We start from the raw sequence: 23,763 nt of genomic DNA, 5'->3' as shown, positions 1-23,763 counted from the left end.
CTCGTTCCGTCGACGGGCGGGTCAGTGGCCGCCAGAGCCGCCAGAATCGGAGCAGACCACCATGGGTGCCTACCAGCTCGTCGCCGTCGGTACGGACGGGTCGGACTCCTCGTTCCGCGCGGTCGACCGCGCGGCCGTCGTCGCCGCCGACGCCGGCGCCACCCTGCTGATCATCAGCGCCTACCACCCGGCGAGGAACACCGGCTCCGCCGAGCAGCAGCTCGGCGAGGACGCCGCCTACCACGTCGTCGGCTCGACCCCGGCCGAGGAGGCGCTGCGCGACGCCAAGGAGCGCGCGTCCGCCAAGGGCGCGAAGGAGATCGAGACGATCGCCCAGGAGGGCGACCCGATCGAGGTCGTCACGGCCGTCGTCACCGACAAGAAGGCCGACCTGCTCGTCATCGGCAACCGGGGCCTGAACAGCCTGTCCGGCCGCCTGCTCGGGTCGGTGCCGCAGGGCATCTCCCGCAAGGCGCCGACCGACGTGCTCATCGTCCACACCACGTGACGGAGCGGTCCTGGTCCGACGCCCGGCGCGAGGTCGAGGACTTCCTGATCGGCGGCGAGCGCACGCTGCGGCGCGGGGACGTCGCCGAGCAGGCGGGGGTGCCGCTGGAGCGGACCGCCCGGCTGTGGAGCGCCCTGGGCTTCCCCCAGGTCCCCGACGACGTCGCCGCGTTCGCCGGGACGGACCTGGACGCCCTCGCCCGGGTCGAGGAGCTGATCGGCCAGGACGCGTTCGACGAGGACGAGGCGCTCGCCGTCGCCCGGACCCTCGGGCAGAGCATGGCGCGGCTCGCGGAGTGGCAGTCGAACCTGCTGCGGCAGGTGATCGCCGAGCGCGGGACCGGCGACGACCCGGACGCCGTGGTGTCGGCGGTGCGCTCGCTCGTGCCGTTGATGGAGGACCTGCAGGCCTACACCTGGCGTCGGCACCTCATGGTCACGGCCGGCCGGATGATGAGCTCGCTCGCGACCGACGAGGGTGACGACGGCGGCCGGCGCACGACGAGCGCGGTGGGGTTCGCCGACATCGTCGGGTTCACCGCGCTCTCCCGGCGCATCGACGCCGACGAGCTGCGGACCCTGCTGGAGCGCTTCGAGGGCGTCGCCAACGACGTCGTCTCCCGCGGCGGCGGCCGGATCGTCAAGACCCTCGGCGACGAGGTCCTGTTCGTGTGCCCGGACGCGGCGTCGGCGTGCGAGATCGCGTTCGCGCTGCACGACGAGGTCCCCGACCCCGGCGAGCGGATGGTCCTGCGCATCGGCCTGGCCTACGGCGACGTGCTCCCGCGCTACGGGGACGTCTACGGCCCGACGGTCAACATCGCGAGCCGGCTCACCTCGCATGCGCGTCCCGGGACGACCCTGGTGGACGACGAGATGACCGCCGCGATCCGCGACGCGGGTCTCGACGTCGACCTCCGCTCCGTCCCGCCGCTGAACGTGCGCGGGTACAAGCACCTCAAGCCGCACGTGGTCCGCCGGTCGTCCTAGGGACGGACCGCCCGGAACGCACGAACGGGCCGTTCATCACGGAAGATCGTGATGAACGGCCCGCTCGTCGGTTCGCGGGTGGAGCGGAGCCACCTACACCGTGAAGCCGAGCGCCCGCAGCTGCTCGCGGCCGTCGTCGGTGATCTTGTCCGGACCCCACGGCGGCATCCAGACCCAGTTGATGCGCACGTCGTCGACGAGCCCGCCGCCCGGGCCGCGGGTGAGCGCGGCGCGGGACTGGTCCTCGATGACGTCGGTCAGCGGGCAGGCGGCCGACGTCAGCGTGAGGTCCAGCGTCGCGATGGTGCCGGCGGCGTCGTCCTGGTGCACGTCGATGCCGTAGAGCAGGCCCAGGTCGACGACGTTGATCCCCAGCTCGGGGTCGACGACGTCGCGCATGGCCTCCTCGAGGTCGTCGATCGAGGGGGTGTCCGCCTTCGGGGCCGGCGCGTCCGGCATCCCCTCGGCGCCCCGGGGCGTCTCGGTCTCCGTCACGGTTGTCCCTCCAGTTCGGGGGCGTTGTCGTCAGCCTGGGCGACCGCGTCCTTGAACGCCAGCCAGCCCAGCAGCGCGCACTTGACCCGCGCCGGGTAGGCGGCGACGCCGGCGAACGCGACCGCGTCGTCGAGCACGTCCTCGTCCGGCTCGACCTTGCCGCGACCCTGCACCATCTCCTGGTAGGCCGCCAGCACGTCGAAGGCCTCACCGACGGTGCGCCCGACGATCAGGTCGTAGGCCACCGAGGTGGCGGCCTGACTGATGGAGCAACCGAGCGCGTCGTAGGACAGGTCGACGACCTTCGCGTCCGCGCCCGAGCCCTCCAGGTGCACCCGCACGGTCACCTCGTCGCCGCAGGTCGGGTTGACGTGGTGGACCTCGGCCTCGAAGGGCTCGCGCAGCCCGTGGCCGTGCGGGTTCTTGTAGTGGTCCAGGATGATCTCCTGGTACATGGTCTCCAGCTTCACGGCGGTGACCTCCTCCTAGAGAGAAACGCCGTCGCGGGCGAAAAAGTCCTGGGCCCGCCGCACGCCGTCGATCAGCGCAGCCACCTCGTCGAGGGTGTTGTAGACGTAGAAGCTGGCGCGGATCGAGCTCTGCACGCCGAACGCCCGGTGCAGCGGCCACGCGCAGTGGTGCCCCACGCGCACGGCGATGCCCGAGTCGTCGAGCACCTGCGAGGCGTCGTGCGGGTGGACGCCGTCGATCTCGAACGACACCGCTCCCCCGCGGGACTCGGTGTTGCGGGGCCCGATGATCGTCACGCCGTCGATGCCCTGCAGGCCCTCCAGCGCGGCCGCGGTCAGCACGTTCTCGTGGGCGTGCACGTTCTCCATGCCGAGCGCGGACAGGTAGTCCACGGCCGCACCGAGCCCGACGGCCTGCGAGGTCATCGGCACGCCGGCCTCGAACCGTGCCGGCGGCGCGGCGTAGGTCGAGCCCTCCATGCGGACGAGCTCGATCATCGACCCGCCGGTGAGGAACGGCGGCAGCGCCTCGAGCAGCTCGCGGCGCCCGTAGAGCACCCCGATCCCGGACGGGCCGAGCATCTTGTGCCCGGAGAACGCCGCGAAGTCGACCCCGAGGGCGTGCACGTCGATCGGCGCGTGCGGCACCGACTGGCACGCGTCCAGCACGGTGTAGGCGCCCACGGCACGGGCCATCGCGACGATCTGCTCGACCGGGGTCACCGTGCCCAGCACGTTGGACTGGTGGGTGAACGCCACGATCTTCGTGCGCTCGGTGATCACCGACGGGTCCAGGTCGAGCCGGCCGTCGCGGTTCACCCCGAACCAGCGCAGCGTCGCCCCGGTCCGGCGGCAGAACTCCTGCCACGGCACCAGGTTCGCGTGGTGCTCCATCTCGGTGACGACGACCTCGTCGCCCGGACCCACGCGGAAGCGCGCCGCCTTCGGGTCGTCGCTGGTCAGCGCGTTCGACATCCCGTACGCGACGAGGTTCAGCGCCTCCGTCGCGTTCTTGGTGAACACGACCTCGCCCTCGCCCGCCCCGATGAACCCGGCGATCCGGGCCCGGGCGGACTCGTAGGCGTCGGTGGCCTCCTCGGAGAGCGCGTGCGCCCCGCGGTGGACCGCGGCGTTCGAGGTCTCCAGGAAGGCCCGCTCGGCGTCGAGCACCTGGCGCGGGCGCTGGCTGGTGGCGCCCGAGTCCAGGTAGACCAGCGGCTTCCCGTCGCGCACGGTGCGGCTCAGGATGGGGAAGTCCGCACGGATCTTCGCGACATCCAGGGTCGCACCCGCCGTGGTGGGAGCGGATGCGAGTGAGGTCATGCCGGCTGCTCCTCCTTGGCGCCCGTGAAGCGCTCGTAGCCGTTCTCCTCGAGCTCGTCGGCGAGCTCGGGGCCACCGGACTCGGCGACCCGGCCGTTCACGAACACGTGCACCTTGTCCGGCGCGATGTAGCGCAGGATGCGGGTGTAGTGCGTGATCAGCAGGACCCCGACGTCGGACTGGGCCTTGTAGTCGTTGACGCCCTTCGACACGACGCGCAGGGCGTCGACGTCGAGCCCGGAGTCGGTCTCGTCGAGCACCGCGAACCGCGGCTTGAGCAGCGCGAGCTGGAGCACCTCGTGGCGCTTCTTCTCACCGCCGGAGAAGCCCTCGTTGACGCTGCGCTCGGCGAACGCCGGGTCGATCTCGAGGTCGGTCATGGCGGTCTTGACCTCCTTGACCCAATGACGCACCTTCGGTGCCTCGCCACGGGTCGCGGTGGCCGCGGAGCGCAGGAAGTTCGACATCGAGACGCCGGGCACCTCGACGGGGTACTGCATGGCCAGGAACAGGCCGGCGCGGGCGCGCTCGTCGACCGCCATCTCCAGGACGTCCTCGCCGTCCAGGAGCACCTGGCCCCGCGTCACGGTGTACTTCGGGTGCCCGGCGATGGAGTAGGCCAGCGTGGACTTGCCGGAGCCGTTCGGACCCATGATCGCGTGGGTCTCGTTCGAGTTCGCCGTCAGGTCGACGCCGCGGAGGATCTCCTTCGGGCCGGACTCGGTCTCGACCTCGACGTGCAGGTCGCGGATCTCGAGGGTGGACATCAAGCCTCTTTCAGCAACGCAGTGGTGGAGTTCAGGAACCAGCCCGGTCAGGAGCCGACGGCCTCGAGCTCGGCCTCGACGGCCGCCTCGAGACGGTCGCGCAGCGCGGGGACGCGGACCTTGTTGATGACCTCGCCGAAGAACCCGCGCACGACCAGGCGCCGGGCCTGGTCCTCCGGGATGCCGCGTGCCATCAGGTAGAACAGCTGCTCGTCGTCGAAGCGGCCGGTGGCACTCGCGTGCCCGGCGCTGACGATCTCGCCCGTCTCGATCTCGAGGTTCGGCACCGAGTCCGCGCGGGCGTTGTCGGTCAGCAGCAGGTTGCGGTTGAGCTCGTAGGTCTCGGTCGCCTCGGCCTCCTTGCGGATCAGCACGTCGCCGATCCACACGGTGTGCGCGGCCTTGTCGCCGTCGGCACCCTGCAGCGCGCCCTTGTACATGACGTTCGACCGGCAGTTGGGCACCGAGTGGTCGACCAGCAGGCGCTGCTCGAAGTGCTGCCCGCCGTCGGCGAAGTAGAGCCCGTCGAGCTCGACGTCCCCACCGGTGGCCCGGTAGTTGACCACCGGGGAGAGCCGGACGAGGTCGCCGCCCAGGGTGATCGACGTGTGCCGGATGGTGGCGTCGCGACCGACCGAGAGGTGCTGGGCGCCGACGTACACGGCGTCGTCGGCCCAGTCGTGCACCTCGACGATCTCGAGCTTGGCGCCGTCGGCCACCACGAGCTCGGTGTTCGCGGCGACGGTGCCGGAGCCGCGGTGGTCGAGGACGACGACGGCCTCGGCGTGGTGCTCCAGGCGGACCTGCAGGTGCGTGTAGGCCGTCTTCCCGACGCCGGGCCCCTCGACCTGGACGGTCAGGGGCTCGTCGTCGGACCGGGCCTCGTTCACGGTGACCACGGCCGCCGTCGGGAAGGACGACCAGGCCTGCGCGGCGACGCGGTCGGCGGGGATGCCGCCGTCGCCGAGGCGGGAGTCGCCCCGCTCGACGTGCTCCAGGCGCACGCCCCCGAGGTCGTCGGAGGCCGAGTCGCCGAAGCCGGACCGTACGGACACCGCGACCTCACCGTCGGCGGTCGCGGTGCCGTCGTGCAGGCCGCGCAACCGGCGCAGCGGCGTGAACCGCCACTGCTCCTCGCGACCGCGCGGGACCTCGAAGGCCTCGACGTCGTAGGAGGTGAACCGCTCCTCCCACGGCGCGATCTTCGGCGACGAGGCGGTCTTGATGCCCGGGTCCACGTCGAGGACCGGGGCGCCGGGGGCGTCGATGACGCCGCCCCCGGACTGCGCCACGGGACCGTCACTCATCCGACAGCGCCCTCCATCTGCAGCTCGATCAGGCGGTTGAGCTCGAGCGCGTACTCCATGGGGAGCTCGCGCGCGATGGGCTCGACGAACCCGCGCACGATCATCGCCATGGCCTCGTCCTCGGTGAGGCCGCGGGACATCAGGTAGAAGAGCTGGTCCTCGCTGACCTTCGAGACGGTCGCCTCGTGGCCCATCGTCACGTCGTCCTCGCGGACGTCGACGTAGGGATAGGTGTCCGAGCGGCTGATCGTGTCGACCAGCAGCGCGTCGCACTTCACCGTCGACCGCGAGTGGTGCGCTCCCTTGTTCACGCGGACCAGGCCGCGGTAGGAGGTCCGGCCGCCGCCGCGCGCCACCGACTTCGAGATGATCGTCGAGGACGTGTGCGGGGCCAGGTGCACCATCTTGGCGCCGGCGTCCTGGTGCTGGCCCTCGCCGGAGAACGCCACCGAGAGCACCTCGCCCTTGGCGTGCGGACCGGTCAGCCAGACGGCCGGGTACTTCATGGTCACCTTGGAGCCGATGTTGCCGTCGACCCACTCCATGGTCGCGCCCTCTTCGGCCTTGGCGCGCTTGGTGACCAGGTTGTAGACGTTGTTCGACCAGTTCTGGATGGTCGTGTAGCGGCAGCGGCCGCCCTTCTTCACGACGATCTCGACGACCGCGGAGTGCAGCGAGTCGCTCGAGTAGATCGGCGCGGTGCAGCCCTCGACGTAGTGGACGTAGGCATCCTCGTCGACGATGATCAGCGTCCGCTCGAACTGGCCCATGTTCTCGGTGTTGATCCGGAAGTAGGCCTGCAGCGGGATGTCGACGTGGACACCCTTCGGCACGTAGATGAACGAGCCGCCGGACCACACCGCGGAGTTCAGCGCGGAGAACTTGTTGTCGCCGGCCGGGATCACCGAGCCGAAGTACTCCTCGAACAGCTCGGGGTGCTCGCGCAGCCCGGTGTCGGTGTCCATGAAGATGACACCCTGCTGCTCCAGGTCCTCGCGGATCTGGTGGTAGACGACCTCGGACTCGTACTGCGCCGCGACACCGGCCACCAGGCGGGCCTTCTCGGCCTCCGGGATGCCCAGCTTGTCGTAGGTCGACTTGATGTCCTCGGGGAGGTCCTCCCAGGACGCGGCCTGCTTCTCGGTCGACCGGACGAAGTACTTGATGTTGTCGAAGTCGATGCCCGAGAGGTCCGAGCCCCACTGCGGCATGGGCTTCTTGTCGAACATGCCGAGCGCCTTGAGGCGCAGCTGGAGCATCCAGTCCGGCTCGTCCTTCTTCGCCGAGATGTCCCGGACGACGGCCTCGTTCAGCCCACGCTGGGCGCTGGCGCCCGCGCTGTCGCTGTCGTGCCAGCCGAACTGGTAGCTGCCCAGGGAGGCGAGGGTCTCCTCCTGGGTCAGCGTCTCCTTCTCCGGCGCGCTGGTCATACGACCTGCCTTCCCTGGTTCTCGGGTGCTCCGCCGGTGGTGGCGGCCGGAGCCGTGGTGCTTCCCGTCTGCGTGTCCGAGCGCTGGGCCGGGACGTGTGTGGTGCACGCGGCGTCGCCGCGCGCGATGGTGGCCAGCCGCTGCACGTGGGTGCCCAGCAGCTCCGCGAACACCTCGGCCTCGGCCTCGCAGAGTTGCGGGAACTCCGCGGCGACGTCGGCCACCGGGCAGTGGTGCTGGCAGAGCTGCTCACCGGCCACCCGGGCGTCGGCGCTGCCGCGGCTGCTCGCCGCGTAGCCCTCGGCGGTCAGGGCGTCGGCCAGGCGTTGCGTCCGCTCCGCCCGGTCGGCCCCCGCCTCGACGTGCTCACGGTGCGCGCCGACCATCGACAGTGCCCGCTCGCGGGCGAAGGCCTTCACGGCCTCCTCCCCCGCCGCCTCGCCGAGGCGGCGCAGGGCCGCGACCGCGAGCTCGGCCGACCCGTGCTCCCCCCGCCCCGCACGGGCGCGCCCGCTCGAGGTGAGCAGGAACTGGCGGGCAGGGCGGCCGCGCTTGCCCGACGCGGGTGCGTCGCGGGTGGCGACGCTGCCCTCGGCGCACAGGGCGTCGAGGTGGCGCCGGACCCCCGGGCCGGACAGGTGCAGCCGGTCGGCGAGCGTGGCCGCGGTCGTCGGTCCGCGCTCCAGCAGGAGCCGGACCACCGCGTCGCGGGTACGGCCGTCGGCGGCGGAGCGAGCGTGCTCGGCGTGCTCGACGTGAGCGGTCTGCTGCGCGGTCATCTCCCACCTCCGATCGGGTCCGATCCGATCATGACACACGGACCGCCGCTTTTGGCAACACCAGTCTTGCCTATATGCCCGTCGGCCGCCAACGAGGGTGTCCGGGCCGTGGCACGGGTCACTCGGCCGGGTGCGCCCCGTCGTCGGGAAGGCTGCTCGGTATCGTCCCGGGGGTGACGGCGACGGCCCCGACGGCTCCCTCCGGGCCCGACGGGCCTGCGGCGACGCGGGGGGCCTCCGAGGCGCCCGCGACCCCTGACGAACGACGCCGGCTCCGGTTCTGCCGCCGCTTCGGCTTCACCGGGGCCCTGCTCATGGCGGTCGGGGCGCTCGGCTGCGGCGCGACGCCGGCCTCGGCCTACAACCCGCTGCTCGGCATGCGGGTGCTCGGCCTGCCCGGCCGGCTGCCGACCGTGTCGATCGCGCTCGCCTACGTGGGCATGGGCATGGTCGTGCTGGCGTGGCTGTGGCTGGGCCGCCTGGCCTGGCCGGGACGGGTGCGGCTCACGGTGCGGCAGCTCTCCCGCATCCTCGTGATGTGGTGCGCGCCGCTCGCCGTCGCGCCGCCGCTGTTCTCCACCGACGTCTACGGCTACCTCTCGCAGGCCGAGGTGGTCTCGCGCGGCTTCGACCCGTACGTCTTCGGCGCGGCCCAGGCCCTGGGTCTCGACGATCCCCTGGTCGCCTCCATCCCGACGATCTGGCGCACGACGCCGTCGCCGTACGGCCCGGGCTTCCTGACGTTCGGCCGGCTCGTCACCTCGATCGCGGGCGAGGACATCGTCCTCGGGGTCTACCTGCACCGGGTCCTGGCGCTGGTCGGGCTGGGCCTGGTGATCTGGGCGGCGCCGCACCTGGCGCGGCGGGCCGGGGTCGAGCCGATCGCGGCGCTGTGGCTCGCCGTCAGCCCCCTGGTGCTCTTCCACCTGGTCTCGGGCATCCACAACGACGCGATCATGATGGGCGTGGTCCTGGCCGGCCTGGAGATCGGTTTCCGCTCGTCCTGGTTCCTCGGCGCCCTCCTGATCGGGCTCGGCGCGTCGGGGAAGATCCCGGCGGTCCTCGCCCTGGCGTTCCTCGCCGCGCACGTGGCCCGCGAGCGGTGCCTGGCGGCCGGGAAGGACCCCCGCGGCCGGGACGGCCTGATCTCCCTCGTGCGCTGGGGCGCGGCGGTCTCGGCGACGGGCCTCGCGGTGGTGGCCGCCGTGTCGGTGGGGTCGGGTCTCGGCTTCGGGTGGATCACGGCGCTGTCCGTGCCGAACCTGCTGCGCTCCTGGCTCTCGGTGACCACCGACCTCGGCGTGCTCGGCGGGCAGATCGGGATCGCGCTCGGACTGGGCGACCACACCGAGGCGGTGCTCTCGCTGACCCGCTCCGCGGGGCTCGGCGTGGCCGCGCTGGTCTGCGTGCTGCTGGTGTTCATGGTGCTGCGCGGCCGGCTGCACCCGGTGGCCGGTGTCGCCTACGGCTTCGGGGCGGTGTTCCTCGCGGGGCCGGTGCTGCACCCGTGGTACCTGCTCTGGCTGATGGTCCCGCTGGCGTGCTCGGTGACCGCACCGCGGGTGCGCGGCTGCGCCGTGGCGGTGACCGCCGCGGTGGCGCTGCTGGTCCCGCCCACCGGCAACGACTTCACCTTCCGCGCCTACCAGCTGCCGATGGCCATCACCGCCGCGCTGCTCGTCGCGATCGTCCCGCTGCTGGCCGCGCGGGGGAACACGCCCCGGGTTCCGCCGCGTGTCCTGCCACCCGGCGCCGCCCCACGGGACGAGACCGTCGGTCCCCGGCCCTAGGCTGGGCCGCGTGGGTGCAGAACCGGCCGCCGTCGAGGTGCGTGACCTCGTGGTGCGCTACGGCGCGACGACGGCGGTCGACGGCCTCGACCTCGACGTGCACCACGGCCGGGTCCTCGCGCTGCTCGGCCCCAACGGCGCCGGGAAGACCACCACCGTCGAGGTGTGCGAGGGCTTCCGGTCCCGGACGGCGGGTGCGGTGCGGGTGCTCGGGGAGGACCCGACGGGCGCCCCCGAGTCGGTGCGGGCGCGCATCGGCGTCATGCCGCAGGGCGGCGGGGCGTACCCGATGGTGCGGGTGCGCGAGATGCTCGACCTCGTGGCGGCGTGCTCGGCCCGGCCGCTGAACACCGAGTGGCTCGTCGACACCCTGGGACTGGGGTCGTGCGCGAAGCTGCCGTACAAGCGGCTCTCCGGCGGGCAGCAGCAGCGCCTGAGCCTGGCGTGCGCCGTGGTCGGGCGCCCGGAGCTGGTGTTCCTCGACGAGCCGACCGCGAGCCTCGACCCGCAGGGCCGCCACCTGGTGTGGGACCTCGTGCGCGCCCTGCGCGCCGACGGCGTCGCGGTGCTGCTCACGACGCACTACATGCAGGAGGCCGAGGCGCTGGCCGACGACGTCGTCATCGTCGACCACGGACGGGTGGTGGCCGCCGGCTCCCCCGACGAGCTGACGACGACGGGCGCCGAGGACACGATGCGCTTCCGGGCACCGGCGGGCATGGACCTGGCCCTGCTCGACGACGTGCTGCCCGAGGGCCACCTGAGCAAGGAGGGCCCGCCCGGCCACTACACCGTCGCGGGCCCCGTCGACCCGCAGGTCCTCGCCGCCGTGACCGCCTGGTGCGCGCGCCAGGGCGTGCTCGCCGACGACGTGCGGGTCGGGCGCCGCAGCCTCGAGGACGTCTTCCTCGACCTCACCGGACGGGAGCTGCGCTCGTGACGGTGTTCGAGTCGGGGACCTTCACCCCCGATCCCGGGGTCGGGTCCCGCGCCCGCATGCTCGCGGTGCACACCCGCACGGAGACCCTGCTGGCCCTGCGGCACTCCGAGCAGCTGCTGCTGACCCTCGTGATCCCGCTGGCCCTGCTCGTCGGGCTCACCCTGCTCGAGGGTCTCGTCGAGCTCCCGGAGCCGCGTGTCAATGCGGCGCTGGGCACCGTGCTGGCGCTGGCGATGATGTCGACCGGCTTCACCTCCCAGGCGATCGCGCTCGGCTTCGACCGCCGGTACGGGCTGATGCGCCGCCTGGCGGCGACCGCGATCCCGCGCTGGCTGGTGGTGACCGGCCGGCTCGGCGGGATGGCCGCCGTCGTCGTCATCCAGGTCGTGGTGCTCGCGGGGGTCGCGGTCGCGCTGGGCTGGCGTCCGGACGGCGGGTCGATCGGCTGGGCACTGCTGCTGGTGCTGCTGGGGGCGGCGGCGTTCGGGGCGTGCGGCCTGCTGCTGGGCGGCTCGGTGCGGGCCGACCTCGTGCTCGTGATCGCGAACGTCGTGTGGTTCGTCCTGCTCTTCGTCGGCGGGATCGTCGTGCCCGTCGACCAGCTGCCCGGCGCGCTGGGCACGGTCGTCGAGTTCCTGCCCAGCGGGGCGCTCGCCGAGGGACTGCGCTCGGTCCTGCTCGGCGGGACGCCCGGCGTCGGACACGTCGTGGTGCTGCTGGTGTGGACCGCCGTCGCCGGGCTCGCGGCGGCGCGGGCGCTGAAGTGGGACTGACTACAGGTTGTCGTAGGCTGTGCCCGTGAGGACTCCCCCGGCGCTGATGCGGGCGCTCGCGGTCGCGGCGGTCGTCGGTCAGGGCGGCATCGCCGTCACCGGCGCGGCCGTCCGCGTGACCGGCTCCGGCCTCGGCTGCCCGACGTGGCCGCAGTGCTTCCCCGGCAGCATGGTCCCGGTCGCGCACCCCGAGATCTCCGCGCTGCACCAGTGGATCGAGTTCGGCAACCGCCTGCTCGGGATCGCGCTCGTGCTCGTCACGGGCGCCTGCGTGATCGCGGCCCTGTTCGTGCGCCCGCGGCGCCGCCGCCTGCTCTGGCTGGCGTGCACGATGCCGCTCGGGGTCGTGGCCCAGGCGGTGATCGGCGGGATCACCGTACTGACGGGACTGGCCTGGTACACCGTCGCGCCGCACTTCATCGTCTCGGTGCCGCTGGTGTGGCTGGCGGTGCTGCTCGCGCGCGACGCGTGGGCGCTGGAGGAGCCGTCGGAGACCCGCGAGACGGCGGTGCCGCGGGCCGTGCGGGGCCTGGTCGGGGTGAGCGCGGCGGTGCTGTTCGCGCTGGTGGTGGTGGGCACGCTGGTGACCGCCGCCGGCCCGCACGCGGGCGACCCCACCACGCCGCGACTGACCGCCTTCTCGGTCGCCGACCTCGCGATGGCGCACGCGCACCTCCTGTTCGGCTTCCTGGGCCTGCTCGTGGGCCTGGGCTTCCTGCTGCACGCGGTCGCCGCGCCGCGGTCGGTGCTCGTCCGGTTCCGGGTGCTCGTCGTCGTCACGCTCGCCCAGGGCCTGCTCGGCGGCATCCAGTACGCGATCGGCGTGCCGGAGGTGCTCGTGGCGCTGCACGTCCTCGGGTCGATGCTCGTCGTCGCGGCGACGGCATGGCTCTGGGCGGGGACGACCCGCCCGGCCGTCACCGACCCGTCGTCGGGAACGGTCTCGCGCAGCATGGCGGCAGCTCGGTCCTGACCGCCCCTGCGTCGAGTGCCACACCACGCAGGTTCTGGGCGCCTCTGAGCTGGCTCACGGAGCACTCGGGCTGGGCGCTCGTCGGCGGTCGGTGCCTTCTGCGCCGAGTGCGACACCGCGCAGGTTCTGGGCGCCCCCGGCCTGCCTCACGGAGCACTCGGGCCGGGCGCTCGTGGGGAGGCTGGGGCCATCTGCGCCGAGTGCGACACCACGCAGCTTCTGGGCGCCACCGGCCTGCCTCACGGAGCACTCGGGGCGGCGATGGAACCGATCGCGGCTCGCGGGGCTCCAAGGGGACGTGGAGAACATCAGCGGGCCGTTCCGCGCGAACGAGGCCCTGACAGCAGGAGACATCACCCGGGGGCGTCTGGCGGGCCCGCGGACGACCCGGCTCTTCCCGAACGTCCACGCTCTCGTCGACCAGGTCGCCGGCCCGGAGGACCTGGTCGGGCGAGCGCGTGCGGCCGTGCTCTACGTGCGCGGGGAGCCACCGGTCGTGGGTGGCTATGCGGCCGCGGAGGTGCACGGGGCGGACTGCGCCCCGATCGGGGTGCCGGTCGACCTCGTCGTCGGGACGCGGGCGATCCGCGCGCGGCCGGGCCTCGTCGTCCGGCGGGAGGTGCTCGGGCCCGACGACGTCGAGGAGAAGGATGGACTGCTCGTCACCACGCCGGAGCGCACCGCGTGGGATCTGGTCCGGCGGCTGGGGTTCACCGAGGGAGTGGTCGCCCTGGACGCGCTCGCCCGCGTCGGTGAGTTCGATCCGGCCGTCCTCCTCGACCGGCCACCCGGGTCGCGTGGGTGTCGGCGGGTCGGGGCGGCCGTCGAGGCGTCGGACCCACGGGCGGAGTCCCGGCCCGAGACGATCATGCGACTCACCATGGCCGAGCACCACGTCCCGACACCCACGCTCCAGCTCGAGGTGGACAACGAGTACGGCGCGTTCGTCGCCCGGGTCGACTTCGGCTGGGAGGAGTTCCGGGTGGCGGCCGAGTACCAGGGCGACCAGCACCGCATGGACCGGAGGCAGTGGCGCCGGGACCAGGCCCGGATGGCCGACCTCGCCGCCTGCGGCTGGGTGATGGTCCCGTGGACCGGGGACGACCTCCTGAACCCGGTCCGCTTCATCCGGCGGCTGCTCTCGACCCTGGTTCAGCGCGGGTACGTGCTCTGAGCCGAGTGCTGCGTGAGGCAGGCTAGGAGCGCGCAGGGCCTGCGTGGTGTCGCAGTCGGCGCCGGGCCCCGGGGGCCGCCGACGAGCAGCCACAGCGAGTGCTCCGTGAGGCAGGCCAGGAGCGCCCAGAACCTGCGTGGTGTCGCACTCGACGAGCGGGACCCGAGGGCCCCCGACGAGCGCCCACGGCGAGTGCTGCGTGAGGCAGGCCAGGAGCGCGCAGAACCTGCGTGGTGTCGCAGTCGGCGCCGGGACCCGAGGGCCGCCGACGAGCAGCCACAGCGAGTGCTCCGTGAGGCAGGCCGGAGGCGGCCAGAACCTGCGTGGTGTCGCAGTCGGCGCCGGGACCCGAGGGCCCCCGACGTGCGCCCACGGCGAGTGCTCCGTGAGGCGGGCCGGGAGCGCTCAGAACCTGCGTGGTGTCGCACTCGACGAGCGACGACGCCGAAGCCCTAGAAGGGCCACCCGAAGACGGGCCAGCCGAAGGCCGAGTCCACCGCGACCGCCACGAACAGGCCGGTCAGGTACGTGTTCGACAGGTGGAACAGGCGCATCGAGTTGACGACCTCGTCGCGGTGCACGGCCCGGTCGAGGCGGTGCGCGGCGATCAGGAACCACACGCCCCCGACGACGGCGGTCGCGAGGTAGATCCACGAGGTCGCCGGCACGAGCAGCACCGACCAGGCCACCATCGCCCACGAGTAGAGGACGATCTGCCGCGAGACGCGCTGCGGCGCGGCCACCACCGGGAGCATCGGGACACCCGCGGCCGCGTACTCGTCGCGGTAGCGCATGGCCAGGGCCCAGAAGTGCGGCGGGGTCCAGAAGAAGATGATCCCGAACAGCACCAGGGCGGGCCAGCCCACGCCGCCGGTCACGGCGGCCCAGCCGATCACCACCGGCATGCAGCCCGCGGCACCGCCCCAGACGATGTTCTGCGAGGTCCGGCGCTTGAGCACGAGCGTGTAGACGACGATGTAGAACGCGATCGCGGCGACCGAGAGGCCCGCCGCGACCCAGTTGGCCGTCAGGCCGAGCCACACGGCCGACGCGGCGCCCAGCACGAGGCCGAAGACCAGTGCGTGCGAGCGCGGCACGGCGTCGCGGGCCAGGGGCCGCTTGCGGGTGCGCGCCATCTTGGCGTCGATGTCGGCGTCGATCACGCAGTTCAGCGCGTGCGCACTGGCCGCCGCGGCCGCGCCGCCGAGGAGCACCGCGAGCACCAGCCAGAGCGAGGGCACCGACCGCTGGGCCAGCATCATGGCCGGCACGGTGACCACGAGCAGCTGCTCGATGATCCGGGCCTTCGTCAGCGCCAGGTACGCCCGGACGGTCGCCAGGGACCGGGTCCAGAGTCCGGTCCGTGCCTCCGTCGGCGCCGGACCGACCGCCGTGCCCACCCGATCACCCGGTCCCTTCGCCGCGTTCACCGCCGGCCCGTCGGGCCGCCTCCTACACGCTGTCGTCGGTGCAGTCTGCACCCCGGGCGTCCCTCTCGCTCGCCCGCCCCCCGGGCAGGGGGTGGTGGTGCGGGGTACGTCACCCGCAGGACGCGGGCGAGGAGGAGCAGACCGCGATCGTAGAGCGCCCGGCGACCGCCCGCGGACCAGGGCCGACGCGCGTGTCCGCGCGCGCGTGAGCGGGTACTGCGCCCCATGGGTCTCCGTCGGTGCACCTGAGCGTCATCTCGGCGTGGCAGCATGGTGCCGATGGCCACTCCGGATCGATCCAGACGCCGGGCGCGCCCGGGTCGGGCCGGGGCGGGCGTGCGGCGGGGCGCAGGACGGACAGAGGGGCCGCGACCACCCGCGAGCGGCTCCACGACGCGAGACACAGGGAGAGCAGGTTCGTGACCACGACCGATGCGAGCACCCGCCCGGCGAGCGAGTCGCCCGACGAGATCGCCGCCCTCACCACGCCGCACCGTCCCGACGACTGGTCGGACCTCGACCAGCGCACCGTGGACACGATCCGGGTGCTCGCCGCCGACGCCGTGCAGAAGGTCGGCAACGGTCACCCGGGGACGGCCATGTCGCTCGCCCCGCTGGCCTACACGCTCTTCCAGCACACCATGACCCACGACCCGACCGACGCCGACTGGCCCGGGCGGGACCGGTTCGTGCTCTCGGCCGGGCACTCCAGCCTGACCCTCTACATCCAGCTGTTCCTCGCCGGCTACGGCCTCGAGCTCGAGGACCTCGAGCAGCTGCGCACGTGGGGCTCGAAGACCCCCGGGCACCCGGAGCACGGCTACACCACCGGTGTCGAGATCACCACCGGTCCGCTGGGCCAGGGTCTGGCCTCCAGCGTCGGCATGGCGATGGCCGCCCGCCGCGAGCGCGGCCTGTTCGACCCGGACGCCGCGCCCGGCGAGAGCCCGTTCGACCACTTCGTCTACGTGATCGCCTCCGACGGCGACATCGAGGAGGGGGTGACGGCGGAGGCGAGCTCGATCGCCGGCCGCCAGCAGCTCGGCAACCTGATCGTCTTCTACGACGACAACCACATCTCGATCGAGGACGACACCACGGTGGCGCTCTCCGAGGACGTCGTGGGCCGCTACGAGGCCTACGGCTGGCACACCCAGGTCGTGCGCGGCGGCGAGAACGTCGTCGGCATCCGCGAGGCGATCGACAACGCGAAGGCCGAGACCGGCCGGCCCAGCTTCATCGCGCTGCGCACCGTCATCGGCTATCCCGCGCCCGAGAAGATGAACACCGGCACGGCACACGGCGCCGCGCTGGGTGACGACGAGGTCGCCGCCGTCAAGAAGATCCTCGGGTTCGACCCGGAGAAGTCGTTCCAGGTCGAGGACGAGGTCCTCGCACACGCCCGCAAGGCCCAGGACCGCGGCCGCGAGTCCCACGAGGCGTGGACGAAGCGCTTCGACGACTGGGCGAACGCGAACCCCGAGCGTCGCCGGCTGTTCGACCGGATGGCCAAGCGCGAGCTGCCCGCCGGGTGGGCCGACAAGCTCCCGACCTGGACCACGGACGACAAGCCGCTGGCCACCCGCAAGGCGCTGCAGAAGATCCTCGGCGCCGTCGGCCCCGAGCTCCCGGAGCTGTGGGGCGGCTCGGCCGACCTCGCGGAGTCGAACAACACGACCATCCCCGACTCGCCGTCGTTCGGGCCGTCGACGGTCGAGACGAACATGTGGGGGCGGATGAGCCCCTACGGCCGCGTCCTGCACTTCGGGGTCCGCGAGCACGCGATGGGCTCGATCCTCAACGGCATCGCGCTGCACGGCGGGACCCGCGTCTTCGGCGGCACCTTCCTCATCTTCTCCGACTACATGCGGCCCCCGGTCCGCCTCGCGGCGCTGATGAACCTGCCGACCACCTACGTGTGGACCCACGACTCGATCGGTCTCGGCGAGGACGGCCCGACGCACCAGCCGATCGAGCAGCTGGCGAGCCTGCGGGCCATCCCGCGGATGTCGGTCGTGCGCCCGGCGGACCCGAACGAGACCGCGCACGCGTTCAAGGCGGTCCTGGACAACCCGAACGGCCCGGCCGGGCTGGCGCTGACCCGCCAGAACCTGCCCGTGCTCGAGGGCACGTCCGCCGAGGGCGTGGCGCGCGGCGGCTACGTGCTCCAGGACGCGTCCGGCGACCCGCAGGTGGTCATCGTGGCCACCGGCTCCGAGGTGCAGCTCGCCGTCGAGGCCCGGTCGACCCTCGAGGCCGACGGCGTCCCGACCCGCGTCGTCTCGATGCCCTGCCTGGACTGGTTCGAGAACCAGGACGCGGACTACCAGGAGAGCGTCATCCCCGCCGCGGTGACCGCCCGGGTGTCCGTCGAGGCCGGCGTCGCCCAACCCTGGTACCGCATCCTCGGCCACACCGGCGAGCCGGTGTCGATCGAGCACTTCGGCGCGAGCGCCGACTACCAGACCCTGTTCGAGAAGTTCGGTTTCACCGCCGAGGCCGTCGTCGACGCCGCTCGCCGCTCGCTGGCGCGCGTCGCGAAGTGACCCCTCGCAGCGAGGAGAAGAGGACACCATGACCACTCCCCTGGCCGACCTGTCGGCCGCCGGCGTCTCCATCTGGCTCGACGACCTCTCCCGGCACCGCATCGAGTCCGGGAACCTGCGCGGGCTGATCGAGGACAAGCACGTCGTCGGCGTCACCTCCAACCCGACGATCTTCGCGAGCGCGCTGTCCGACGCGGACTACTACGCCGAGCAGCTCGACGACCTCGCCCGCCGCGGCGCCTCGGTCGACGAGGCCGTTCGCGAGATCACCACCGACGACGTCCGCCGCGCGTGCGACGTCTTCCGCGGGGTGTTCTCCGAGACGAACGGCGAGGACGGCCGCGTCTCGCTCGAGGTCGACCCGCGCAGCGCGCACGACACCGAGAAGACCGTGGACGAGGCCCTCGACCTCTGGAAGACCGTCGACCGGCCGAACCTCATGATCAAGATCCCGGCGACGCCCGAGGGCCTGCCGGCGATCACCCGCGTGCTCGCCGAGGGCGTCAGCGTCAACGTCACGCTGATCTTCTCCGTCGACCGCTACCGCGCGGTGATGGACGCGTTCCTCGCCGGCATGGAGCAGGCCCGCGCCAACGGGCACGACCTCACCTCGATGGCCTCGGTCGCCTCGTTCTTCGTCTCGCGCGTCGACAGCGAGGTCGACAAGCGGCTGGACGCCATCGGCACCGACGCCGCGCTCGCCCTGCGCGGCACGGCCGCCGTCGCGAACGCCCGGCTGGCCTACCAGGCCTGGCTGGACACCTTCTCGACGGAGCGGTGGGCGACCCTCAAGGGCGCCGGCGCGAAGGCGCAGCGTCCGCTGTGGGCGTCGACCGGGGTGAAGAACAAGGCCTACCCCGACACCCTCTACGTCACCGAGCTGGCCGCCCCGGACACCGTCAACACGATGCCCGAGTCCACGCTGGACGCGTTCGCCGACCACGGCGAGCTGCACGGCGACGCCGTCACCGGCACCGCCGACGCCGCGGGTGAGGTGTTCGCGGCCCTGTCGGGCGTCGGCATCGACGTCGACGACGTCTACCAGGTCCTCGAGGACGAGGGCGTGGACAAGTTCGAGAAGTCCTGGACCGAGCTGCTGGAGACCGTCTCCGACCAGCTCACGCGGCGCAGCCCGGAGCAGGCGTGAGCGCCCCGGTCGAGGCGCCGCTGTCGGTGTCGCTGGTCGACCCGCAACTGGCGGACGCCGCCGCGGCGCTCGTCGAGAAGCTGGTCGGCGACCAGGTCGCGTCCAAGCTCGCCCGCCAGGACGACTCCCTGTGGGGGCCGGAGGCGCAGAGCGAGGCCGCGAAGCGGCTGTCGTGGGTGTCGCTGCACGAGTCGTCGCAACCGCTGGTCCAGCGGTTGACGACGCTGCGCGGCGAGCTGCACGCCGAGGGCGTCGACCGCGTGGTCCTCGCGGGCATGGGCGGTTCGTCGCTGGCGCCCGAGGTCATCTGCCACACCCGGTCGGGCTCGGCCGTCGGCGGCCGGCACCCGATCACGGTGCTGGACACCACCGACCCCGGCCAGGTCTCGGACGCGCTCGCCGGCGACCTCTCGCGCACGGTGCTGGTGGTCAGCTCGAAGTCCGGCGGCACCGTCGAGACCGACAGCCAGCGGCGCGTGTTCGCGGAGGTGTTCGCCGCCAACGGGATCGACGCCGCCGGCCGGATGGTCGTCGTCACCGACCCGGGCACGAAGCTCGAGGACCTCGCGAACCAGAGCGGGTACCGGGCGGTGATCGAGGCGGATCCGAACGTCGGCGGCCGGTACTCGGCGCTGACCGCGTTCGGGCTCGTCCCCTCGGCGCTCGCCGGCGTGGACGTCGAGGGCCTGCTCGACGAGGCCGCCGCCGCGGCCCCCGAGCTGCAGCGCGACTCGGCCGACAACCCCGCGGTCCTGCTCGGCGCCGCCCTCGCCGCGGCCCACAACGCCGGCGCGGAGAAGGTCGTGCTGGCCGACTCGGGGTCCGGGCTGATCGGGTTCGGCGACTGGGCCGAGCAGCTGATCGCCGAGTCCACCGGCAAGCAGGGCCTGGGCCTGCTGCCGGTGGTCGTGGAGTCCCCGGACGCCCCCGGCTTCACCGACCACGGGACGGACGCCACCACCGTGGCGCTCGGACCCGCCGTCGGGAACGCGCAGATCGCGACCGAGGGGTCGCTGGGGGCGCAGTTCCTGCTGTGGGAGACCGCGGTCGCGCTCGCGGGCCGGCTGATCGGGATCAACCCGTTCGACCAGCCCGACGTCGAGTCGGCCAAGCAGGCCACGCGTGACCTGCTCGACGGCAGCGGTGCCACCGGCGCCGACGAGGCCCCGGTCCTGGTCGAGGGCGCGGTCGAGGTCCGCGGCGAGTGGCTGCGCGAGCCGTCGAGCCTCGTCGACGCGCTCCGGCAGCTGATCGACCAGGCTCCGGAGCGCGGCTACGTCGCGGTCCAGGCCTACCTCGACCGGCTCGACGACGCCTCCGCCGAGGTGCTGCGCCCGGAGATCGCGAAGGCCACCGGCCTGCAGACCACCTTCGGGTGGGGCCCGCGGTTCCTGCACTCCACGGGGCAGTACCACAAGGGCGGGCACCAGAACGGCGTGTTCCTGCAGATCACCGGCTCGGTGGCGGACGACCTGGCGATCCCGGACCAGCCGTTCACCTTCGGCGAGCTCCAGCACGCCCAGGCGGCCGGCGACGCGCAGGTGATCTCCCAGCACGGCCGCCCGGTGCTGCGACTGCACCTCGCCGACCGCGCCGCCGGCCTGGTGGCCCTGACGAACGCCGTCAGCGAGGTGAGACGGTGACCGCTCCCGCCGACTGGCGGAACCCGCTGCGCGACGAGCGGGACAAGCGTCTGCCGCGGATCGCCGGCCCGAGCGGCCTCGTGCTGTTCGGGATCACCGGCGACCTCGCGCGCAAGAAGCTCATGCCGGCCATCTACGACCTCGCGAACCGGGGGCTGCTGCCGCCCGGCTTCGCGCTGGTCGGGTTCGCCCGGCGGGACTGGTCCCACGAGGACTTCGCCGAGATCGTGCACGACTCCGTGCGGGAGCACTCCCGCACGCCGTTCCGCTCCGAGGTGTGGGACCGGCTCGCCGAGGGCCTGCGCTTCGTGCAGGGCACGTTCGACGACGACGCCGCGTTCGACCGGCTCGCCGACACCGTCGCCTCCCTGGACAGCGAGCGCGGCACCAACGGCAACCACGCGTTCTACCTGTCGATCCCGCCGGACGCGTTCCCCACGGTGTGCAAGCAGCTCTCCCGGGCGGGCCTGGCGGAGTCGACCGAGGACGCGTGGCGTCGCGTCGTCATCGAGAAGCCGTTCGGTCACGACCTGCGCTCGGCCCGCGAGCTGAACGCCATCGTCAACGACGTCTTCCCCGAGGACTCGGTGTTCCGCATCGACCACTACCTCGGCAAGGAGACGGTGCAGAACCTCCTGGCGCTGCGCTTCGCCAACGAGCTGTTCGAGCCGATCTGGAACGCCCACCACGTCGACCACGTGCAGATCACGATGGCCGAGGACATCGGGGTGGGCGGGCGCGCCGGCTACTACGACGGCATCGGCGCCGCCCGCGACGTCATCCAGAACCACCTCCTGCAGCTCCTCGCGCTGACCGCGATGGAGGAGCCGCTGTCGTTCTCCCCGGACGACCTGCGGGAGGAGAAGATCAAGGTCCTCTCCGCGACGAAGCTCGCCGAGCCCCTCGACGAGACCACCGCCCGCGGGCAGTACGCGGCGGGCTGGCAGGGCTCGACCGAGGTCCGCGGCCTGCAGCAGGAGGACGGCTTCCCGGCGGACTCGGTCACCGAGACCTACGCGGCGATCACGTGCTCGGTGAACACCCGCCGCTGGGCCGGGGTCCCGTTCTACCTGCGCACCGGCAAGCGGCTGGGGCGACGCGTCACCGAGATCGCGGTCGTGTTCAAGCGGGCCCCGCACCTGCCGTTCGACCAGACGATGACCGAGGAGCTCGGGCAGAACGCGCTGGTGGTGCGGGTGCAGCCGGACGAGGGCGTCACGCTGCGCTTCGGCTCCAAGGTCCCCGGCTCGGGGATGGAGGTCCGCGACGTCACGATGGACTTCGGGTACGGCACGGCCTTCACCGAGGCGTCCCCGGAGGCCTACGAGCGGCTCCTGCTGGACGTCCTGCTCGGGGAGCCGTCGCTGTTCCCGACCAACACCGAGGTCGAGCTGTCGTGGAAGATCCTCGACCCGGTGATCGACAAGTGGCACCGTGAGGGCACGCCGGGCACCTACCCCGCGGGCACCTGGGGCCCGCGGTCGGCGGACGAGCTGCTCTCGCGGACCGGACGCGTCTGGAGGAGACCGTGATCGTCGACCTGCCGTCGACCGACACGTCGGCGGTCAACCGCAAGATGGTCGAGCTGCGCGAGTCGGCGGGCGCGGTGGCCCTCGGCCGCGTGCTCACCCTCGTCATCTCCACCGAGGACGGGCCCGAGGCCGAGCAGGCGATCCAGGCCGCGAACGACGCCTCGCGGGAGCACCCGTGCCGCGTGCTCGTGCTGGCCCGCGGCGTGCGCCGGGCCGCGACGCGGCTGGACGCCCAGATCCGCATCGGCGGCGACGCGGGCGCGAGCGAGGTGATCGTCCTGCGGATGTACGGCCCGCTGGCCGACCACGGCGGGTCGATCATCGTCCCGCTGCTGCTGCCGGACGCGCCGATCGTCACGTGGTGGCCGGGCGAGCCGCCGCCGAGCCCGGCCGAGGACCCGGTCGGCGCGGTCGCCGGCCGCCGGATCACCGACGTCTCGCAGACGAAGGCCCCGTCGAAGTCCCTCGCGAAGATGGCCGCGACCTACTCGGCCGGCGACACGGACCTCGCGTGGAGCCGGATCACCAGCTGGCGGGCGCTGCTGACCTCCGCGCTCGACCCGCCGCCCTACGACGAGGTGCTGCGCGCCGAGGTCGACGGCGAGGCCGAGTCCGCGTCGGCGGACCTCCTCGCGGGCTGGCTCTCGTCACGGCTCGGGGTCCCGGTGACGCGGTCCGTGGTCGACGTGTTCGGCGGGCACGTCGGGGCCGTCCGACTCGAGCGCGCGTCCGGGACGATCGAGCTCCGCCGCCAGGACTCCAAGACCGCGAAGCTCACCCAGCCCGGCCAGCCCGACCGTCGGGTCGCGCTCGCCCGCCGCACCGCGCGCGAGTGCCTGGCCGAGGAGCTCCGGCGCCTGGACCCGGACGAGATCTTCCACGAGGCGCTCGGTGCGGTGCCGCGCGCCGGATCGCGCCGGTCCTCCTCGAAGTCGAAGGTGCGCGCATGAGCCGGGACATCATCACCCTTCCCGACGACGGGTCCGTCGCGGCCGACGGCGCCGCGCGGCTCCTGGCGGCGCTGGCGAAGGCCCAGGCCGACCGCGGCGTCGCGTCCGTCGTGCTCACCGGCGGCGGGATCGGGATCGCGATGCTCGAGGCCGTGGCCACCTCGTCCGAGCTCGGGTCGGTGGACTGGTCGCGGGTCGAGGTGTTCTGGGGCGACGAGCGGTTCGTCCCGGCCGGCTCGGAGGACCGCAACGACGCCCAGGCCCGCGACGCCCTGCTCGACCGGCTCGACCTCGACCCGGCCCGGGTGCACCCGATGGCCTCGTCGACCCCCGGCCCGTCGGCGCTGGAGTCGGAGGACTCCGCCGACCCCGACCAGGGCGCCCAGGCCTACGCACAGGTCCTCACGGAGGCGGCCGCCCGGCTCGGTGAGGGCCTGCCCGGCATCCCGGCGTTCGACGTGCTGCTCGCCGGGTGCGGGCCGGAGGGGCACACCCTGTCGGTCTTCCCCGACTCCCCCGCCGTGCACGCGACCGCCCCCGGCGTCGTCGCGGTACGGGACTGCCCGAAGCCGCCGCCGACCCGGATTTCGCTGACCCTCGCCGCCGCCCGGTCCGCGCGCGAGGTGTGGCTGGTGGCCACCGGCTCGTCGAAGGCGGAGGTGCTGGGGCAGGCCGCCGGCGGCGCGAGCGAGGTGGACGTGCCGCTCGCCGGGCTCGCCGGGACCGAGCGCACCCTGTGGCTGCTCGACGAGGCGGCCGCGGCGCAGCTCTGATCCCCCGACGACGACGGCCCCGCA

At 73.0% G+C, this 23,763-nt stretch carries 21 protein-coding genes; 13 read left to right on the top strand and 8 right to left on the bottom strand.

All coding sequences use genetic code 11. The features are described from left to right. Window positions 1–61: 61 nt before the first annotated feature. Window positions 62–508 carry a universal stress protein gene (locus tag WCD74_RS20950; RefSeq protein WP_337696808.1) on the top strand — a complete coding sequence of 149 codons (447 nt, stop codon included), beginning with the start codon at window positions 62–64 and terminating at the stop codon, window positions 506–508. Continuing rightward, window positions 505–1,497, top strand: coding sequence for an adenylate/guanylate cyclase domain-containing protein (locus tag WCD74_RS20945; protein ID WP_337696807.1), 993 nt, complete (start codon window positions 505–507; stop codon window positions 1,495–1,497). Before WCD74_RS20950 ends, WCD74_RS20945 begins: the two co-directional genes overlap by 4 nt. A 93-nt stretch (window positions 1,498–1,590) precedes the next feature. On the opposite strand, the gene WCD74_RS20940 is transcribed toward WCD74_RS20945, so the two are convergent. Genes WCD74_RS20940 through WCD74_RS20910 form a run of 7 tightly spaced genes read right to left on the bottom strand, consistent with a single transcriptional unit; the run spans window position 1,591 to window position 8,068 of the window. Next, window positions 1,591–1,956, bottom strand: coding sequence for a metal-sulfur cluster assembly factor (locus tag WCD74_RS20940; RefSeq protein WP_337696831.1), 366 nt, complete (start codon window positions 1,954–1,956; stop codon window positions 1,591–1,593). 32 nt (window positions 1,957–1,988) lie between these two features. Beyond that, window positions 1,989–2,462 carry a Fe-S cluster assembly sulfur transfer protein SufU gene (gene sufU, locus WCD74_RS20935; protein WP_337696806.1) on the bottom strand — a complete coding sequence of 158 codons (474 nt, stop codon included), beginning with the start codon at window positions 2,460–2,462 and terminating at the stop codon, window positions 1,989–1,991. Between the two features lie 15 nt (window positions 2,463–2,477). Beyond that, on the bottom strand, window positions 2,478–3,785 hold the full coding sequence (locus WCD74_RS20930) for a cysteine desulfurase (RefSeq protein WP_337696805.1): 1,308 nt from the start codon (window positions 3,783–3,785) through the stop codon (window positions 2,478–2,480). Beyond that, window positions 3,782–4,552, bottom strand: coding sequence for a Fe-S cluster assembly ATPase SufC (sufC, locus tag WCD74_RS20925; RefSeq protein WP_337696804.1), 771 nt, complete (start codon window positions 4,550–4,552; stop codon window positions 3,782–3,784). The genes WCD74_RS20930 and sufC overlap by 4 nt, the downstream gene beginning before the upstream one ends. Window positions 4,553–4,599: 47 nt before the next feature. Next, window positions 4,600–5,859: a Fe-S cluster assembly protein SufD gene (sufD, locus tag WCD74_RS20920; protein ID WP_337696803.1), complete on the bottom strand. Its 1,260-nt coding sequence runs from the start codon at window positions 5,857–5,859 to the stop codon at window positions 4,600–4,602. After that, on the bottom strand, window positions 5,856–7,289 hold the full coding sequence (gene sufB, locus WCD74_RS20915) for a Fe-S cluster assembly protein SufB (RefSeq protein ID WP_337696802.1): 1,434 nt from the start codon (window positions 7,287–7,289) through the stop codon (window positions 5,856–5,858). The genes sufD and sufB overlap by 4 nt, the downstream gene beginning before the upstream one ends. Then, entirely contained in the window at window positions 7,286–8,068 is a 783-nt protein-coding gene (locus WCD74_RS20910; protein ID WP_337696801.1) for a helix-turn-helix transcriptional regulator, read from the bottom strand. The genes sufB and WCD74_RS20910 overlap by 4 nt, the downstream gene beginning before the upstream one ends. 173 nt (window positions 8,069–8,241) lie before the next feature. Between WCD74_RS20910 and mptB the strand changes: the two genes are divergently transcribed. From mptB to WCD74_RS20885, 5 genes are all read left to right on the top strand, one after another. Next, window positions 8,242–9,858: a polyprenol phosphomannose-dependent alpha 1,6 mannosyltransferase MptB gene (gene mptB / locus WCD74_RS20905; RefSeq protein ID WP_337696800.1), complete on the top strand. Its 1,617-nt coding sequence runs from the start codon at window positions 8,242–8,244 to the stop codon at window positions 9,856–9,858. A 10-nt stretch (window positions 9,859–9,868) separates the two neighbouring features. Further along, window positions 9,869–10,798: an ABC transporter ATP-binding protein gene (locus WCD74_RS20900; RefSeq protein WP_337696799.1), complete on the top strand. Its 930-nt coding sequence runs from the start codon at window positions 9,869–9,871 to the stop codon at window positions 10,796–10,798. Between the two features lie 56 nt (window positions 10,799–10,854). Further along, a complete protein-coding gene (locus tag WCD74_RS20895; protein WP_337696830.1) occupies window positions 10,855–11,571 on the top strand; it encodes an ABC transporter permease in 717 nt (238 codons plus the stop codon). Window positions 11,572–11,617: 46 nt separating this feature from the next. Further along, window positions 11,618–12,544, top strand: a complete 927-nt coding sequence (locus WCD74_RS20890; RefSeq protein WP_373696109.1) for a COX15/CtaA family protein — start codon at window positions 11,618–11,620, stop codon at window positions 12,542–12,544. A gap of 298 nt (window positions 12,545–12,842) precedes the next feature. After that, window positions 12,843–13,718 carry a type IV toxin-antitoxin system AbiEi family antitoxin gene (locus tag WCD74_RS20885; RefSeq protein ID WP_337696797.1) on the top strand — a complete coding sequence of 292 codons (876 nt, stop codon included), beginning with the start codon at window positions 12,843–12,845 and terminating at the stop codon, window positions 13,716–13,718. Window positions 13,719–14,170: 452 nt separating this feature from the next. Here the strand turns inward: WCD74_RS20885 and WCD74_RS20880 are convergent, their stop codons facing one another. Further along, window positions 14,171–15,118 carry a heme o synthase gene (locus WCD74_RS20880; protein WP_373696106.1) on the bottom strand — a complete coding sequence of 316 codons (948 nt, stop codon included), beginning with the start codon at window positions 15,116–15,118 and terminating at the stop codon, window positions 14,171–14,173. 500 nt (window positions 15,119–15,618) lie between these two features. Here WCD74_RS20880 and tkt point away from each other — a divergent pair, with 500 nt between their 5' ends. The 6 genes from tkt to pgl are packed head-to-tail and all read left to right on the top strand — an operon-like array spanning window position 15,619 to window position 23,739. Continuing rightward, entirely contained in the window at window positions 15,619–17,694 is a 2,076-nt protein-coding gene (gene tkt / locus WCD74_RS20875; RefSeq protein ID WP_337696828.1) for a transketolase, read from the top strand. A 28-nt stretch (window positions 17,695–17,722) separates the two neighbouring features. Continuing rightward, window positions 17,723–18,841: a transaldolase gene (gene tal, locus WCD74_RS20870; RefSeq protein WP_337696796.1), complete on the top strand. Its 1,119-nt coding sequence runs from the start codon at window positions 17,723–17,725 to the stop codon at window positions 18,839–18,841. Continuing rightward, window positions 18,838–20,484 carry a phosphoglucose isomerase-related protein gene (locus WCD74_RS20865; protein WP_337696795.1) on the top strand — a complete coding sequence of 549 codons (1,647 nt, stop codon included), beginning with the start codon at window positions 18,838–18,840 and terminating at the stop codon, window positions 20,482–20,484. The genes tal and WCD74_RS20865 overlap by 4 nt, the downstream gene beginning before the upstream one ends. After that, the gene (gene zwf, locus WCD74_RS20860; RefSeq protein WP_337696794.1) at window positions 20,481–22,016 is read left to right on the top strand and encodes a glucose-6-phosphate dehydrogenase; all 1,536 of its coding nucleotides are present in this window, start codon (window positions 20,481–20,483) and stop codon (window positions 22,014–22,016) included. The genes WCD74_RS20865 and zwf overlap by 4 nt, the downstream gene beginning before the upstream one ends. Then, window positions 22,013–22,966, top strand: a complete 954-nt coding sequence (opcA, locus tag WCD74_RS20855) for a glucose-6-phosphate dehydrogenase assembly protein OpcA (RefSeq protein WP_337696793.1) — start codon at window positions 22,013–22,015, stop codon at window positions 22,964–22,966. Before zwf ends, opcA begins: the two co-directional genes overlap by 4 nt. Further along, on the top strand, window positions 22,963–23,739 hold the full coding sequence (gene pgl / locus WCD74_RS20850) for a 6-phosphogluconolactonase (protein WP_337696792.1): 777 nt from the start codon (window positions 22,963–22,965) through the stop codon (window positions 23,737–23,739). The genes opcA and pgl overlap by 4 nt, the downstream gene beginning before the upstream one ends. Window positions 23,740–23,763 lie beyond the last annotated feature (24 nt).

Origin of the sequence: Actinomycetospora aurantiaca (genome assembly GCF_037401875.1) — a bacterium.
Taxonomy (GTDB): Bacteria; Actinomycetota; Actinomycetes; order Mycobacteriales; family Pseudonocardiaceae; genus Actinomycetospora; species Actinomycetospora aurantiaca.
Note: the sequence above shows the minus strand (reverse complement) of the source record. Positions and strands in the feature narration are given on the sequence as shown.

Bases quoted from the DNA above. Each gene is read 5' to 3' on its own strand.
- WCD74_RS20895 (WP_337696830.1), top strand. From the start codon at position 10,855: ATGCTCGCGGTGCACACCCGCACGGAGACCCTGCTGGCCCTGCGGCAC.
- tal (WP_337696796.1), top strand. From the start codon at position 17,723: ATGACCACTCCCCTGGCCGACCTGTCGGCCGCCGGCGTCTCCATCTGG.
- WCD74_RS20940 (WP_337696831.1), bottom strand. From the start codon at position 1,956: ATGCCGGACGCGCCGGCCCCGAAGGCGGACACCCCCTCGATCGACGAC.
- WCD74_RS20930 (WP_337696805.1), bottom strand. From the start codon at position 3,785: ATGACCTCACTCGCATCCGCTCCCACCACGGCGGGTGCGACCCTGGAT.
- WCD74_RS20890 (WP_373696109.1), top strand. From the start codon at position 11,618: ATGCGGGCGCTCGCGGTCGCGGCGGTCGTCGGTCAGGGCGGCATCGCC.
- sufB (WP_337696802.1), bottom strand. From the start codon at position 7,289: ATGACCAGCGCGCCGGAGAAGGAGACGCTGACCCAGGAGGAGACCCTC.
- WCD74_RS20910 (WP_337696801.1), bottom strand. From the start codon at position 8,068: ATGACCGCGCAGCAGACCGCTCACGTCGAGCACGCCGAGCACGCTCGC.
- sufD (WP_337696803.1), bottom strand. From the start codon at position 5,859: ATGAGTGACGGTCCCGTGGCGCAGTCCGGGGGCGGCGTCATCGACGCC.
- sufC (WP_337696804.1), bottom strand. From the start codon at position 4,552: ATGTCCACCCTCGAGATCCGCGACCTGCACGTCGAGGTCGAGACCGAG.
- WCD74_RS20950 (WP_337696808.1), top strand. From the start codon at position 62: ATGGGTGCCTACCAGCTCGTCGCCGTCGGTACGGACGGGTCGGACTCC.
- pgl (WP_337696792.1), top strand. From the start codon at position 22,963: ATGAGCCGGGACATCATCACCCTTCCCGACGACGGGTCCGTCGCGGCC.